Annotated in this window: 13 protein-coding genes; 4 read left to right on the forward strand and 9 right to left on the reverse strand. The window is 55.2% G+C overall.

All coding sequences use genetic code 11. The features are described 5' to 3' along the window. Nucleotides 1-4: 4 nt before the first annotated feature. On the forward strand, nucleotides 5-823 hold the full coding sequence (locus tag CHB88_RS19360) for an acyl-CoA thioesterase (RefSeq protein WP_089401005.1): 819 nt from the start codon (nucleotides 5-7) through the stop codon (nucleotides 821-823). A gap of 101 nt (nucleotides 824-924) precedes the next feature. Here the strand turns inward: CHB88_RS19360 and CHB88_RS19365 are convergent, their stop codons facing one another. From CHB88_RS19365 to CHB88_RS19400, 8 genes are all read right to left on the reverse strand, one after another. Then, on the reverse strand, nucleotides 925-1,914 hold the full coding sequence (locus CHB88_RS19365; protein ID WP_245845084.1) for a DUF2167 domain-containing protein: 990 nt from the start codon (nucleotides 1,912-1,914) through the stop codon (nucleotides 925-927). A gap of 682 nt (nucleotides 1,915-2,596) precedes the next feature. Beyond that, a complete protein-coding gene (locus tag CHB88_RS19370) occupies nucleotides 2,597-3,100 on the reverse strand; it encodes an energy transducer TonB (RefSeq protein ID WP_143131376.1) in 504 nt (167 codons plus the stop codon). Nucleotides 3,101-3,266: 166 nt separating this feature from the next. Then, the gene (locus CHB88_RS19375; protein ID WP_143131377.1) at nucleotides 3,267-3,635 is read right to left on the reverse strand and encodes a hypothetical protein; all 369 of its coding nucleotides are present in this window, start codon (nucleotides 3,633-3,635) and stop codon (nucleotides 3,267-3,269) included. Nucleotides 3,636-3,681: 46 nt separating this feature from the next. Further along, nucleotides 3,682-6,918 carry a pilus assembly protein gene (locus tag CHB88_RS19380; RefSeq protein ID WP_089400984.1) on the reverse strand — a complete coding sequence of 1,079 codons (3,237 nt, stop codon included), beginning with the start codon at nucleotides 6,916-6,918 and terminating at the stop codon, nucleotides 3,682-3,684. A 47-nt stretch (nucleotides 6,919-6,965) separates the two neighbouring features. Next, complete coding sequence (locus tag CHB88_RS19385; protein WP_089400985.1) at nucleotides 6,966-7,559, reverse strand: pilus assembly PilX family protein; 594 nt, start codon at nucleotides 7,557-7,559, stop codon at nucleotides 6,966-6,968. Continuing rightward, nucleotides 7,556-8,695: a PilW family protein gene (locus tag CHB88_RS19390; RefSeq protein ID WP_089400986.1), complete on the reverse strand. Its 1,140-nt coding sequence runs from the start codon at nucleotides 8,693-8,695 to the stop codon at nucleotides 7,556-7,558. The genes CHB88_RS19385 and CHB88_RS19390 overlap by 4 nt, the downstream gene beginning before the upstream one ends. 9 nt (nucleotides 8,696-8,704) lie before the next feature. Beyond that, the gene (gene pilV / locus CHB88_RS19395; RefSeq protein WP_143131378.1) at nucleotides 8,705-9,172 is read right to left on the reverse strand and encodes a type IV pilus modification protein PilV; all 468 of its coding nucleotides are present in this window, start codon (nucleotides 9,170-9,172) and stop codon (nucleotides 8,705-8,707) included. A gap of 7 nt (nucleotides 9,173-9,179) precedes the next feature. Then, nucleotides 9,180-9,692: a GspH/FimT family pseudopilin gene (locus tag CHB88_RS19400; RefSeq protein ID WP_089400988.1), complete on the reverse strand. Its 513-nt coding sequence runs from the start codon at nucleotides 9,690-9,692 to the stop codon at nucleotides 9,180-9,182. An 839-nt stretch (nucleotides 9,693-10,531) separates the two neighbouring features. On the opposite strand from CHB88_RS19400, the gene CHB88_RS19405 reads away from it, so the two are divergent. From CHB88_RS19405 to CHB88_RS24795, 3 genes are all read left to right on the forward strand, one after another. Then, nucleotides 10,532-13,456, forward strand: coding sequence for a metallophosphoesterase (locus CHB88_RS19405; RefSeq protein ID WP_089400989.1), 2,925 nt, complete (start codon nucleotides 10,532-10,534; stop codon nucleotides 13,454-13,456). A 287-nt stretch (nucleotides 13,457-13,743) separates the two neighbouring features. Next, the gene (locus CHB88_RS19410) at nucleotides 13,744-14,127 is read left to right on the forward strand and encodes a riboflavin biosynthesis intermediates N-glycosidase (RefSeq protein WP_217900200.1); all 384 of its coding nucleotides are present in this window, start codon (nucleotides 13,744-13,746) and stop codon (nucleotides 14,125-14,127) included. 562 nt (nucleotides 14,128-14,689) lie between these two features. Continuing rightward, nucleotides 14,690-15,364: a hypothetical protein gene (locus CHB88_RS24795; protein ID WP_143131379.1), complete on the forward strand. Its 675-nt coding sequence runs from the start codon at nucleotides 14,690-14,692 to the stop codon at nucleotides 15,362-15,364. A gap of 273 nt (nucleotides 15,365-15,637) precedes the next feature. On the opposite strand, the gene CHB88_RS19415 is transcribed toward CHB88_RS24795, so the two are convergent. After that, nucleotides 15,638-16,003, reverse strand: a complete 366-nt coding sequence (locus tag CHB88_RS19415) for an integrase core domain-containing protein (protein WP_245845085.1) — start codon at nucleotides 16,001-16,003, stop codon at nucleotides 15,638-15,640. Nucleotides 16,004-16,087: the final 84 nt, after the last annotated feature.

Raw genomic sequence — 16,087 nt, forward strand, 5'->3', positions numbered from 1 at the left:
GACCATGCAGACAGCCGACGCCGCAGGCCATGTATTCGATGCCACCATCGCCCTCTCGCCGCTCGATGGCGACACCTTCACCGGCCATACCCACCCTGCCTACGCCAACATGGTCGGCCCCTTCGGCGGCGCCATCGGCGCGACGCTGCTGAATGCGGTGATGATCCACCCGGCCCGGCTGGGCGATCCGGTGGCCCTGACGGTGCACTTCGCCGCCCCGATCAAGGATGGCGATTTCATCGTGGCGGCAAAACCGATGCGCACCAACCGCAGCACCCAGCACTGGCTGGTCGAGCTGTCGCAGGAAGGCGAAGTGGCGGCCTATGCCACCATGGTCACCGCCACGCGCCGCGACACCTGGGGCACGACCGAATCGTCCTTTCCCGACGTTCCCGGCCCGGACAGCCTGCCGCCCACCCCGCGCATCCCGCAGACCGCCTGGACCCGCAGCTACGACATGCGCTTCATCGAGGGCGGCCTCGATGGCAAACGATCGGCCGAGGAACCTTCGCGCACCCGATTGTGGATACGCGACGAGCCGCCGCGTCCGCTGGATTTTCAATCGCTGGCCGCCATCTGCGATGCCTTCTTTCCGCGCATCTTCGTGCGCCGCCCGAAATGGATCGCCGTCGGCACGGTGGCGCTCACCACGTACTTCCATGCCGATGCCGCACAGCTCGCGGCGGTCGGCACCGCGCCTGTGCTGGGACAGGCACGGGCTTCGCGTTTCGAGCAGGGTTTCTTCGATCAGAGCGCGGAGGTGTGGAGCGCGGCGGGGACGCTGCTGGCGGTGAGCCATCAAGTCGTCTACTACAAGGAGTGAACAGCCCCGGCACGGTCCCGGATGCCTTCCGTTGGAGGAAGGCGGATGCTCCAGCGTGCCGGTCTTGAAGAGACGCGCCAACGCCGTCACCGCGAAGCGCCCTATTGCTCCTTGTCTTTTCGCTTGAAGAGACTAAAGAGGCCGGCAAACAGCGCCAACCCAGCAACGGCAATCACCTTGACGAACTTCGCTGCGAAAGCGGCTATCAACGCGAACAGGCCCAGCTTCTTCGCCGCGATACCGGTGACCAGCGCCGCAATGCCGTACTCCGCCACCTTGTCGGTGCTGGCGTTGAAGTCGGCGTAGGCTTTGCCTTCCTTGAACTTCATGTTGGCCAGCAGGCTTTCCACCATGGGCTTGTCCTGTGCGACGGTGCCGGTGCCGGTCACCAGGTTCATCGACACATAGCCCTCCCGGCCCAGGACGAAGGTGTTGTAATTGGCGCCGTGGGCTTCATCCTTGCCGGCCTTTTCCTTGGATTCGATGGACCACACGAGCCGATGTGTCGCTTTCTCGTAAGTCGGCTTCTGCACCCATCCGACGATTTCCATTTCAGCGATGCCGCGCGCCACGCGTTCCTTGTTGGTCTTTTCAGTGCCTGCCTTGAGGCTCTTCAGCATGTCGTCCGCATTCCAATCCTTGGCCTCGTCATCCTTGATGTAGCCGGAATCGATGAAGCGTGGCACGACGAAGCTGTTGCCGCTGGGGAGGAAGATGATGCCGAGCCGGGAGGCATCCGCGCCATTGCCCATCGCTTTCAGCAGCTGGTCCGCCTGAGGCTGGGGGATGTAGGTATAACCCTTGGGCAGCTTGAGCGTCGCCTGCCTGGCAAGGTCGATATCCATCGGGCCTTCCTTGGCAACCGCTCGGCTTGCTTCAACAGCGGCTTTCATCTCCGCCTCGGCGTCGATCTTTGCGGCCTGTGCAACGCCGCTGGCGCTGGCAAAAAGAGCGATCGCAACCCAAGCGCTTCCCAGGTGCCTGTAAATTTTCATCCGAGCCTCCCGACAGGTTGATTGTGGTTTCCAAAGCTGCGCCGCGCTCGCGAACGGCAGGAAGCCTGAAACGGTTCGCCGCGCATAAAGAGCCATTGCCCCAAGCAGGTAATCTTCATTTCGCTCAAGGGCTATCGAACGGTTCCGCGCGCAGAATCACGGCGCAATTGACATCAAAGAATACAGCGATTGTGTGGCGCAAGGCCGGTCAAAACGGACTTGGATGATGAATGAATCTGCATGACTTGAAACATGTTGCAAACCGGTCCTGCATGCCAGGGGGTGACAGACCACGATTGGACCGAATATGACTCGTTGAATCCGGATAACGACGCTTCTCTTGAGCCCAGCGTCTGCGACATCCGTATGCAAGCGTAGTCAAATGCATGCAGGTGACTGTGGCGCAAGCCATGTGCCGATTTCCGGTCAGATTGAAAACGAACTTTGTGAATGATTCGTTGAACTCGACTATCCCGGCGTGCAGGCCAACAGCGACAAATTGCGAAAAACGCTCAAGAAATTGCGGCGGCAAGAGCAGGCGAGCAACGATGTCGTTTCCGCGCAAGCGTGGCTGCTTGAGCTGGCGGAACCGCTTCGCCGCCGCTTGAGTCTCTTGGAAGAAAACCTCGCGTGCACTCGGAAGTATTGTCGGCGCTGCTTGAAGCAGAGACTGAACAGGAGTTCGCTGGAGGCAGGCGCCGCGCCATGCCGAGCGATCGTCCGTCGGCACAGCCGAAAATGGAAAACGGATGACGAGCTGCTTGTGTCGATTGGCGCCTCATGTCCCTCGTTGCGGAAGCTTGATGGGCGAAAGATCGGTCGAAAAATCGATCACCACGTCGATCTGCGATTTCACATTTTCGCCATTCAACTCGCCCGGGTGAAAGGCCATCTGCCGATAGGCAGTAACGACTCCCTCGACATAGTTTTCGGGTAGTGTCGCGTTCAATACCGCTACCTCGTCAACCTGTCCAAACTCCGAAAGGTATATCCGCAGATGAGCCGACCCGACGAGATAAACCTTGTCGTCGGTCGGCACGGCGATATGGGGCTCCGTCATCGGATGCGGAGGCTGGCTCAATTCCCGACGATTGTAGTAATGCACCAGATTCAGGACTTCCGCTCTATCCTGACTATTTGCCGGCGTTGTGTTCCGGGCATTCGGACCCGCGAGTAAAGATTTGCGCGCTTTGGCGGGTGCAACCGCCGCCTTAAGGCAATGGACCCCGCAGCCCGAGTCGGCTCCAGGAACAAGGACCACCTGCATGACCTTGTGCTGCATAGGCCCGTCGGCCTCCTCCGGCTTGGCAATAGCGCTTTCTCTCCCAGCCATCGACAGAATGCACGCATGCATGGCGACTGCGCCCAGTCCGCAAAGCAGCCGGTCAATCCGGCGATACGCGGCTGATGCTCGGCACGCTGTCACGTTGCACCTGGATCAGGCAGGCTTACTCTGCCTCATCCCTGATGAAGATGCTCTCGACCCGTCGCTTCGATGCTCCTTCTGGAACAACCGTGTACTCGATGCGTTGCCCGGGCTTGAGGCTCAGCGGATTGACAGCCATCCGCTTGTCTACGGCATGCATCCTGGTCAACGCAGGCACAAACATATAAGACACCTTGTCTATCACGATGGCATTTCCGGCCACATCTATCGAGGTGATAACGCCATGCTGCGGCCCCTGCGGGAAAAAGGGTTGATCAGCCCTTCCCATACTGGCGGACGAGCCGGGAGCAGCCATGACTGCGAATGCCGGCATGTTCACAGCGAACACGCCGACGATGAGCGCCAGCAGGAGTCGATTGAAGCGGTACATGTTGTCCTCCATGGATAGGGCGGAAGCGTCCGGTCACGGACTGGAGCTAGTTCGTCATTACTTCTCTCCATGACACTCTGCGGCCGGCGGTGACCGAAAGCGGCACGGGGATATCCTTTACTATCGTCGTGGTGTCGGACATGCGGATCACGCCCTTCACCGCCCCTGTAGGCAACTTGATGAGCGTCGGCCGGCTGGCTAGCGCATCGCCCAGGAAGGAGCCTGAATGCGCTACCGTCGAATTGGCCACCAATCCTCCGGTTTTATAGTTAAGCGAGTAAAACCAGCTTGATCCGCCCGGCACGCATACCCCGGACGAAGGGATAATGGTGGTGAAGTTAAGCGCGCCCAAGGCAAGCTGAGGATCGGAAACCACGCGTTCTCCAGCGCTGAGACTCAAGTCGACATACCAGCCTTTTTTCCCGGACGCTCCGGAAACCGTGATGGCGTTGTTGGTGACATTTCGCGTGCCGCTGCCGGCGGTGGAAAGCGTTTGCTGCTGCAGTTGGCTTCGCAACGGAAAAATCAGCGGCGAGGCGCTCAAGTCGTCGATCAGTCCATACATCGTCTGTACCTGCGTGGTAGGCACGTCTGAATCGCCAAGATAGGACCCGGTGCCCACGTATACATAGCGGTAATCAACACCCTCGACGGTGATCGTCGCGATCTCCGGTTCGCTGGTGACCGGTTGCGGAAGCCCCGACGAACCGCCGTCGACCAGAGTCGCCAGCTTTACCGCGTTCCAGCTATTCTTGTTTCCACTCAGGTTGAAGCGCCACACGTTTCCCAGCAAATCGCCGCCATAGACCGCGGTGACCGTATTGTCGATATCGCCGTTCTCTACATAAGCGCTGATCTTTGCCAAGCCGGACGGATTGGAAGCGGTGCCGACGCCGGTACTGATTTTCTTGATCAGTGCCCCGGTGCGCGCATTCAGCACAAACAAATAGCCGCGCCCATTTCCTGAAACGTTGTTGTAGCCGGAAGGAATAACGACGACCCATCCCTCGGTTTCGGTCTTTACGATCAATGGACGGCCGAAGGAATAACCAATATTGTCGGCCTCGCTTTGGGTGCTGTTGTCAGGGAACTCCCATAAAACCTTGCTGGCTGCATCCGCTTCACTGGTTGCCACGGGATTCGTGACATCCAGCGCGTAGTAGCCGCGGCCGCCCGCGCCCAAACCGCCGACGAGTATGGTTCGCCAGTTGGGAACCCTGTTCGATCCGTTTCCTCCGGAAACATTGCCGAAGTCGACATCGCCTGCGACCGGCGTGGCGTCAACCAGATATTTATGCGTGAATCCGGCTTTTTTCGTGAGATTCCCCAAGCCCGGCCATATCAGCTTGGGTATGTAGGCCCAAAGCTCAGCACCGGTACGGACATCGAAGGCATGTACCATGCCGTCGTTGGCCGCCTGAAACAACACGTTAGGCCTTGACGCTTTCTCGTCTACGTAGGATTGCCCGCACAAGCCGGCGATGGCAGCGGAATAGCAGTCGTCCGCATAATGTCTCATGGGGGGCTGAACCAGAACGGGCTCGGCGTTGACGATATCGCCAAGCAGATGGCTGCGGGATCGATAGCTCGCTCCCTCCCGGCTGCGATCCCCACGCAGATAGGCAATGACAGCAGCAGAATCGGCCGGTCCCGGCGGCGACGCAGATGAATTGAAGAGCGCTTGTTGAGCTGGGGTCAATTTCGTGGCGGTATTCGCGGTGGATGGCTGAAACTGGATGCCTGACGCACCTGAATAACTGACGATGAATCGATCCTCCGGCGTTCTCGCATCGAGCCGGGCTTGCGGGCTCGGCGTCCACATCGGTTTCGACAAGTCTACCGTGCCGGACGTGGCATCGATCGGATACGCATTCACGTCGCCGGTCCAGGTTCCGGAGTTGTAAGTGGAGTTGTAGGATGCATTCAACCCGCCGACCACCACATTGGGGTTGGCAACCGTTACCGCGGCGGCAGCGCCGGACTTCGACAATATGTCCTGGCTTACCGCCTCGACTGCGGACACAAACGTCGCCTCGTCGGTGGCCAGCTTCGCGCTTGTGGTGTTGCCCGCGGCTGCAATCGCATCCATGACGGCCATGGCGCCGGCGTTGCTCACTGTGTCGCCGAGCGCCAGCACATAGGTCGGAATATCATAGGTGGCGGTGCCCTTGCTGGTAGCGCGCAAGGCGGCTGCAGCATTGATTGCATCCTGCGCCGCAGCCCCGAAGGACCAGGTACCTTTGGCCGCGTCATAAACATTGGTCCGCGCCGCTTCGGAGTACAACTCACCGGTCGACGTTCCGGTCGGCAGGCCGTCCGTGACAAGCATCACGAAATTCTTCTGGCAAGAGGCAATGATGGGACTGGAGTTCCCCGAAAAATACGACTTCGCCGATACGAGGCTGCCCTTCAAGGGCGTAAAGACAGCGGCATTTTTCAGCTCACTGGTCGACGGATTGATCGTTTCGGCAGCGAGCTTGCTCATCAGGTTGTTGAAGTGTACGGCGCCGTCCGGCATGACCGGCTCCAGTACTTCGCCGGCGCCAGTGATGGGGGCGTAATAGCCGAGTCCCCGGGGTACGTAATATTGTCTGGTATAGGGAGGATTGACTACCAGATACCCGGCATCCGTCGGAGTGAAGCAGATTCTTCCGATGCCGTAACTGAAGTCCGACTCGTTCCAGCTGTTGACCGCATTGTGGGCCTCAAATCCGAAGAAGCACGTTCCGGTTCCGCTGCTGCGCATCCAGAGATTGGCGTAGCCGCCCGGCGAGTATAAGACGTCAAGGATGTCCGCATCATCGCCCGAACGGTCATAAGTGAGGAATCTCCCGCCGGGGAAAGGCTGAAGATTGGCCACGCAGCGCCGGTTTCCGTTGGATGTCGATATGCCGTTGACACAATCGTCCGTGAAAACCATGCCTTGGTCCGAACCGAAGTAATAGGCATACGTGTTGAACAATCTGAGTTCGCCTCCGAGCCGAAAGCTCATCAGCCCCCAACGAAATCTATTTCGGTAATTCGTGATCGCATTGCGCATGACCTGCCTGCCAATGTTTCCACGGGTGAGCGGGTTGTTCCCCGAAACCAGCTTGCCGTTCATGAAGGCATCCATCGATTGCGAGTTATCGTAGATGACAAGCACGTTCGGCGTTACCTCGTTACTGACGGCCATGGGAAAATCAGCAAGATCGGTGACGCCGCCTAGCACCGAGGGCGAGAAAGCGATCAAGGCTGCCCCAAGCCCGGCCCACAGGCCGGACACCGATATGGTTTTTTTCATTGACTACTCCATGGACACAGCAACACTGCCCGATACGGTGAAGAGCATTAATGTGAAACGAGAGCCTGGACATAACTTACCGTGTTGCGCGGGCCTTCGACGCGCACCGTAATCCGAAAAAATATTTCATAGGTCGATGACAGGACAATTCCACCCACCTTTTTCGATCCTCCATCGATGGATGCGCCTGTATAGCAGTTGCCCGCGATATTTCTCACCGGCAGCGAGCCGGTACATAGTCTCTCGATGACGTAACGCACCTGGTAATTCCCGTTGACGGAAATCGGAGTGAGCGTCGACCAATCCACCCGGTTGGGCAGGACGAGGCTGTCGTCCGCAGTCGCCGGTTTGGTCGCGAAATACACGCAGTTGTTGGTGCATCCATTCGGGTCATCGGCGTCTGCCTTGCCTGAAACGATCGTGTTCAACGCCGAAAAAGCGGTTTCAATACCGGCGTCCGAGGCATGCCGAGCGGCGTTTCGAAAAGCGAAATTCCCCGATATCTGGTTGATTGAATCGACCGCGCGTATCAAGGCAATCGCTGCAATCGACATGCCAATCAATGCAACCAGCGCAATGATCAGCGAAACGCCTTTTTGACCTGATTGAAGAAGGACCGGCGCGTATCGATCTTCTCTCATACGTTCGCCCAGATTATGTTGCGCAACGGGATGACCGTCTGGTAGACGCTGTATCGATACCTGCGCCAGTCAGGATCCGATGACAGATCGATGAGCGGCGCAGGATTCGCGGCGGTATCCTGCCAAGCGCATGGACCGTTATTGGTTCCCGCGTTATTGACGCATGTTCCAGTGACATTCGACGCTTCCTTTTTCCCGCTGCGGGCGATGAGGACAAGCCGTATTGCTTTTATCCTTCTGGCGTTTGCCGCATTGGGGTTTCCCCATGTGGAGCCGGCAGCATTCACCCACGCATTCACCACCTGGCTGTTGGCAGGCGCGACGCCATATTGCGCCTGCAGGCTCACAATATCCTTCGCCAGGATTTCGCTGCCTTTAACTGAATTGGTCGCGACATCGGCAGTCACCATGCGAAGGCTGTTGACGCCATTGACAGCAGCAAGCGAATAGGTTCTTGCCGTAACCGATCCGATCGACTTGGCAACTGCGCCGGCCGTATAGCTCGGCCACGCATTCGCCGTCTTGAAGCTGGCAGGGGGATTGTTAGGCGCCCCATTGACGGGGTCGGCTTCAATCTTCGGATTCCCCGTCGTATGCACATGAGTGACGTTCAGGATGGTGCAATTGCCATTTTGCGCGACGATCGACAAGTCCCCCACGTTGAACACATTCGGGTTGCTTACATAAAATTCCGTTGCGTTGGATGCCATGGTTAATGAAAGCATGACGGGCAACGAACCCAGAAATTTCCCGCCGGAGCGAATGGTGATCTCGTCATTACCGTTGGATGCACCATCTGCAATGCTTACCGCGTTGAGTGAAAAATTAGGTATCGCTGCGCCACCGCTGCCGCTTCCGCCATCCAGATACGTAAAGAACTTGTTGCATGCGAGGGTGTTCGGATCGGTGAGGCCGGCTCCGGCGTTTTGGATGTCCTGCTCCATTTGCACAAGCGCCATCAGGCCATTTTCTTGCGCTTCCGATCCCACGGTTGTCGAACGGCGCTGTCCTTCATACGATGCGAACAACTGAACGATCGCAAGCGACGCAAGCATGCCAATCGTAATGCCGACCATGAGCTCGACCAGCGTGATTCCACGCCTGTAATGCATCGGGCACTGTCTTTTAATGTCCATAGGATTCGGCTAATTGTTAATTTGCGCTCTCACCACGTGACTGTGCGCAGCCGCTTCGTTGTTCTGCCGCCAGCAGATGGTTACCGTTACTGCGGTCGATGTCACAGGTGCGGTGTCCAGCAGGATTTGGGGCTTCAGCGAGCCGGTTGAATCCGATGTGATTCCAGGAAGCGAGGTCGCCAAGTCTCTCAGCCAGTTATTGAGGGCGTCGTAGGTGGGAACCGCGGTTGACGCGTTGCAAGCCGTGTCCGTGGACCGATACGCGTAGTTGGCTAGATTTGCTTTATCCACCCACATCTGAGAAACCAGTTGATTGGCAAAGTAGGCCGCATCGGCACGGTGCTTCGCGTCAGCGCTGTTTCTTATCGAAATGGCCTGCAGGCCTATCAACCCCAGCAGACCGAACGCGAATACCGCCAGCGCAATCAATGCTTCGATCAAGACAAATCCGGCCGGCCCCGCTTTCATCGTTCGCATATTCTCATCAACACTTTCTTGGATCGCCGTTTGTTGTTACGGCAGGATCGCAGATATGCAGCTGGCCTCCGCTGGCAATTGTGATTCGCCGGCTGACAGAGGTGCCGTCCACTGCAATATCGAACTGCGTCGGCGATCCCGTGCCGTTTGCATTTGCAGTAATCCTTCCGTAGGCATTGAATGTCGCGCTCGTTGCGTCATTCGGCGTGATCGTCAGCGTCGGCTTCAGCGTGCCGTCCCTGGCAGGCTTGGATTGTATGGATGTTCCGGCGTCGGTCGATATGCTCCAGCTCGAATCGGCGGCGACAACGAAGACGACCCGTTCATTCCTTCGGATCGCCTCCGCCCGAGCCAGCTGCAATCCCTGCAGCATGGAGTCCGCCACGGAACGCACTGTCAAGCCCGCCAACACGCTCCCGAATGAAGGCGCCGCAATTCCGACCAACGTCGCCAGGATCACGATGACTACCAGCGACTCCACCAGATTGAAACCGAGCTGTCGTTTGCTTTGCTTCAGCATGGATCTGCTTCCTTTCCGACCCGGCACTGGATGGATATGTCGCTTGGATACGTAATGCTGCAATGGCGGCGGCTCTCAGCCTCATTGTGGAGAGATTCAATGCGCCTCATGAGCCGGGAATCCGTGACGATCATCAGACATGATTTGAAGTCGAGAAGCATGGGCCTACACGAATCAACTTGTCGCATTCGATGCATTTTCCTTCGCCTGTCTTTCTCAAGCATCGTTGACCGCATTATCCACACCTCAACTTTGCAATCCAATGCATTTCCCGCATGTTGGGCACGATCCATATGTGAATGAGCGCAAGCCGACACCGCGCCAATGTAGCGGCCCTTGGACCTTCGCCCCCGCCATATCCCGCTTGGCACTTCGGAAAAGGCGATATCACAGGCACTCCCCCAGCGTCAGCCCTCATCGCGCCTGAGGTCCATACGCATCTCGATGCGTCTCCGACAAAATTCATGAAATTGTCGCTTCCAAGCAACTGCATAGCCGTCGAATCGACAGTGAATATCAATCAGCCTTTTATTACAGCGCCCATCGCTATCGGAAATAAAGCGGCCCGCCAATCGCAGCGGACCGGCTGAATGTCGAGGGCGTCATCAAAAATGTTCGCTACCCTGCCCCGGGATGATGGCGACAGTCGCCGGCATGCATCGCCATCGCAATACATCGCATGCGGTTGCAGCACCTCACTGCATTCTCAAACCTTGATAGACCCGATCCAAAGATTCATTCAACACAAGCGCCACAAAGCTCCCTCGGCTTGATAATCGACAACCGGCCAGCTGATCAAACAGCAAACAATAGCGGCCGCTAACAGAGAGGAGATATGCATGCCGGTTCCCGCTGCCACATTCGGTTCAGATCTTTGGAAAGCGCTCGATTCGAGCTTGGGCGCATCACCTGCCCGGGCACCTTCGGCCTCTCCCCGGCAGCGATCTCCCTCCACTGCGAAAGCCACTACATCGATAGGCGCCGATAAAGGATTGGGTCCGTCAAGGCCGATCCCGCTGCCAAAGAATACGCCGGTGCCGCCGGGTGCCGTGGCTTATGTCGATCTGAATCGGCCTGTTGAAGTCCCGGAGAAAAATCTTTGGGTTCAGCTTCTTGCCTGTATCGACAAGCGCGGCCAAGTTGTCGGCTATCTTGCCAAGGGACCGATATCCCTCTCGACCAATCGGCTCGGCGCGCCAGATATGGAACGCGGCAAGCTTTATCCGCTGAAAGCGCAAGGGAAATGGTTGCTGAACGAAGACCACGCCGCTGCACAGGCGATGGCGATGATACGGTTTGGGGGCATTACTTCGGCGCTGCCACATGCACACGTGCCGATTCAAGCTCCGGTCGTATTCAATGGGCCAACCACGGTTACCCGTGGTGTGATGCCCCCGAGGGAACCGCTGAAGGTGGATGACATGAATCTTCAACAGCGATTCAACTATGCGATCGACTGTGCGCTTGCCCACGCTCGACAGCACGGAAAACAGGAAGCGATTGAGGCACTTCAACGACTTAAGGCCTCGCTTCCACAAATAATCGCAGGATTGGGAGCGTTGGCCGCCGCCAATCTGCTCGGCGTCGGTGCGCTGGCCGATGTTTTGATGATCATAGGCTTCGCCCGTCCAGTGTTGGAAGAGATGGCCGAAATCCTGAAGCCGATTGTCTTTCCTGCCATGGTCAAGAGCAAGTACGATCCGGAGGCTCTCAAGTATGCGCTCGTTGACAGCGGAAAGCGTCTGGTCCGCTTCACCCTGAATGCCAGCATGAGCGCGGCGTTGTTGCTGCTGTTTCGCCAGTTCGGGGAGGCGTGCCGCACGCGGGTTGCGGAACACCTGCGGCGGACTGCTCCAGGATCAAGCAGGCCGGTAAATCTGGCTCGGGATCGGAGTGTCCAAACAATCGAAGCCCAAGCCGCCCGCGAGAAACTTGGCGCATCCCGGTCACAATCTCAGCCTGCACAGTCGCCAGGCCGGGTGTTGAAGCAGCCGCCAAAGCGGATGACCGTTACGTCCGGCAGGCAGGCAAACCTGCCGAGGCTACGTAAGCCTGCGCGTGGCGTAAATCTGACGGTGGCAAAACAACCCCAACGGGAAACCCATGCGCTACTTCCGATTAAACACAAGATGACGCCCGAAGGCGCCGATCCGCACATGAGCTTTCGTGAGGTGGTAGCTGCCAACGATGCGGTGCTCGGGATGACATCGCGAGAAATAGACGCACTTGCGGGAACGCCTGCTGGAAATGCGCTCGTTCCGACGCTTCGGATTGAAATCTACATGCGCCATTATCGAAAGTGGCAAAAACTAGGCTCATCGCCCATAGAGAAACAGCGCGTCATCAAGCTTAGAGATGCGCTCAACCGCCTTAATCCGCTTGAGAACCGTCGGTTAGCGAAAAATCCTCCGCCAAGGTCACCTATCGTACAGCCACCGTCGACCTCGAGCGCCCAATTGTTGATCCAGGTTCCTCGTCAAAAAGTTCGGACTGACTCGGTCATCCCGCCGACGAACGGGCCGGTCAATGCGCCGCTCAAGGACTTGCCTGACACCGTCGAGCAAAATGGGCTGATCCTACCAGCATCGGTAGTGCAAGACGGTGTAATTCAATTGCCACCGGATACAAGGCTTGGCAGCGCCTCTCCGATTGCGCGGTCACGACGTTACGGGCGCGATGGACTGCTTTATCTCCCTAAGCGGATACCATTTCTAACGCCGGGAAAACCTAATTTCATCAAGCCAGATGAACCAATATATTGGAACGTTGAAGGCCCTAACGTTCCAACATTGGTCCTCACTGATCTCCATGGCAACACCCATCTCTTACGCTCACTGATGAGGGGAGTGCAAAAGTGGATAGAAAGCCGTTTTGGAGATTATGAACTTGTCGTGAATGGCGACCTCATCAACAAGGGCCCAAATGGTTTTGGCGCGGTCCAGTTTGTAGCGGATAGTATTGCGCAGATGGGCGCTGACAAAGTGGTAGTAAACCAGGGCAACCACGAGGAAAGTTATCTTGAACCGCTGTTGAAACCGCAGAATGAGCAGCCGGTGGATAGACGTTACATTGAACACGTAATTAGCATGCGCCAAAAGGGCTTCGACCTTACACTTGACTCTTACAGACGTGCTCGCCCCGATGTTCCGGTACCCAAAGTGCTTAGTGATTCTCCCGTTCCTCCTGACCTTAGCAAAATCATCAAAGCCCATCCGGATAATTTCGAATTGACAGAAGAGTATAAGAAAGCCGTGGAGTGGTTCGAAGCCTACCAGAAGTATGTTTTAGACGTATTTCCGGAAAGTCACAAAGATCTTCTAAGCAACGGCAATCTCTACCATCAGCCACTTGGCTCCCAGTACTTGATTTCCCATGCTCCGCCCAATCCCAGGCCTGTTCAGCTTGATCTATCAAACCCTTGGGGACAAAAGTCGGCGGATTTTCTGTGGCCACGCTTGGGCCAATATGATATCGCGCACTATGCCGAGGGCATATTTGGAAATGTCCTGAATGTCACGGGTCATAACATGGTGGATAGAATTGTCGCTTCGCCTGAAGGAGGACTGCTTGCTTTTGACATAAGCGGGTACACACAAGCACAGTTGGCTGCGCTCATCATGGTAAAGAACATGCTTTACGTTGCCATCTATAAGCACGGCGAAGGCTTACGAATATTGCCAATCACGGAAGCGATTGAACAAGGATTAGTCGATACTGTCGTGACCAAACGAACGACGATACCTAATTACCGACTACGGAAATAAATGTTTGATTTGAATTTGGTATGCACCAATGGCGTTTTCATTTTTCTCAATTGGGACAAGAGAACCTTGATGAAGACGCCAAGCCGACATGTTGTTCCACGCAGTCCGTTTGGCTCGGATTAGAAAGTTGAAGTGAAGCGTTAATCTAAAACATGGGATGGGCATAAAAATGCTTATTGGTTACCGTATTGCGATGGAGCAGAACAAACCATGATGGTTGTTTGCATACGCCAGTCAAAAGTAAAGACGGGGATAAATTATCTTACGGACCAAACGAGTACCTTCCCATGCCCATGCGCGATCAACCCAATCTCACCTTCTTCTCCAAAAACACCTCCCCCTTTTCCCAATTCTTCAAAACGAGTTTCATGGTGGAGGGCCAAGTATTCAACACCACCGAGCAGTACATGATGTTCAGCAAAGCCAAGCTGTTCGGCGACATGGAAACCGCTGAGCAAATTCTGACTACTGATGCACCAAAAGAACAAAAGGCGCTCGGCCGCAAGGTCAAAGGCTTCGACAAGACCGTGTGGGATGCCGAATGCCGAAATGTCGTCTTCCGGGGCAATTACGCCAAGTTTTCACAGAATCCGAAGCTGCTCAAGCACTTGCTTGACACTGAAGGAACGCAATTGGTGGAAGCCAGTCCGTGGGACACCATATGGGAATAGGTCTATCGAAGGACAATTCGTGTGCGGGATCCGGAACAATGGCTTGGGGCGAATTGAGTAGGAAGGGCTTTGGACGCAATCAAGGATACCCTCCTCGAGAAGAGCGTAAACGCCCGTTCACGCTAACTTTTAACAATGAGCCGATGGAGTGGGTGATTGACGACCACGATGATTTTCCTTGGCAGAACGGGCTGCTATTTCTGACTATTGGGTCACTGGCTCTGAATCTGCAAACCACCTTGCAGAATTGAAAGTATGCAATAAAATTTTATTAGAAGAAGCTATCCAAAGACACGTTTGAAAAGCTTTTGGCCGGATTAAAGAGTAGTCTGGAGCGACTTGGGAAAGGGGAATTTTCGCATTGACGCAAGTTCTGCATCGTCTTCAGCACCAACTTCTAGGGAAATACAAAATTGGTTAGAGTGCAATCGTTAATACCGAACCAAATAGATCAGACAGAAATTCAAATCATTCCAAACCTTAAATATGAAGTTATTTGTGAAGATACTGCAAGTAATGCTCGAAAATTGAACTTTCTACATCGAGAATGGAGATGTGGTGATTGCACCATAAAAAACTGATTATGGAAATTGAACCGTTCCACGAAACACCACCTGTCGAACCAGTGTATGACACTTGGGGAGGAAAAACCGATGCCGGCTCTTGGTGTATAGCGCCAAACTTTGTTTTCAAGTCTCTTTCTGTTCAAGAAGTCAATGATTGGTTTGCCATAACCCTAGAGGGAACCTTAGATGCGTTCTCTCATGTAGCTCGAGCATGTAATATTTATTTTACTTCAATATATAGGGATGATATTAAGGGAATGAAGTTCGATTGGCAAACAGGAAATTCCTATGAGCTTTATCTAAAAAATGTTTTGATAGCAACGCGGACATATCCTGCTCCAATTCATATGATGGAGATAGAAGTTGATTTGTTCGCCTTCTTCCGCACAAAAGATTTTCCAAAAACTCCTGTTAAGGCCTGGGCTAGATTACCTACGCAATTTATTATTTGGGGAGGACCAGAAAAGCGTAAACCTTACTTATGCCTTGAAATGGATCACACTTTGTTTCGCCCATATTCTAGGGATGGAGAAGAAAATAAAGAGCTTTACTTTCTCAATCAGCCTTTGCTTGAGCAAGCCCTGCGTCGTTGGGAAGAACGCTTTGGTTCTATCTCTGATGTAGATGGGTTGATAGGCGTGTACCAGTATGGATTTTTAGCAGAGATTTAGACAAAGGCAGGTAAACTAAAATAGTTACGATAAATCAGTATGATGGCTTCACTATGAATAATTTTAAGACATATTTGAATCGTCTAGAAAAAGGGAGTGGAAACGGATTTTGGAGCGGGCCGTGCAATACTCGTCAGCATATGGTGGCGCAGCCTAATCGCAGCAATGCTTCATGCATATCGTCACGCCTTTCGTAGCACACAAAGGCGTCGGAATTGATGCAGCCAGGCGAAGCTACGCTCGACTGTAACGACCCACCGAAACCTGCACAGGTCAGGCTGCTAAAGCGAATGCTTCTACAGGTGTTTTCATCTTCAGCGCCTGGTGTGGGCGTCGGGTGTCATAAAAGCTAATCCAGTCGGCAATCACCCGGCTTGCGTGCTGCAAGGTCTCGAATCGATGTTGGTGGACGCATTGTTCCTTCAGCGTTCGAATGACCCGCTCAACCATGCCGTTTTGCTCCGGACAATGCGGCGTAATGAATTCCTGCATAAGCCCATAGCTACGTACCAGAGCGGTATAGCTGCGGATGGTGAAGACCAGGCCATCGTCAGACCTCAGCAGAAACGGAACTGTCACCTTGCCAAGTGTGCCATAGCGGGCAATCAGGGCCTGTTCCAGCGCCGATTCGGCCGTCATCGCCTTGCCCGAGCGTCACAGGTGCCAGCCCAGCAGTTCACGGGTGTGGCAATGCATGACCAACGCCAGTACCGCCCAGCCGTC

The sequence above is a fragment of the Noviherbaspirillum humi genome (genome assembly GCF_900188095.1).
GTDB classification, from domain to species: Bacteria; Pseudomonadota; Gammaproteobacteria; order Burkholderiales; family Burkholderiaceae_D; genus Noviherbaspirillum; species Noviherbaspirillum humi.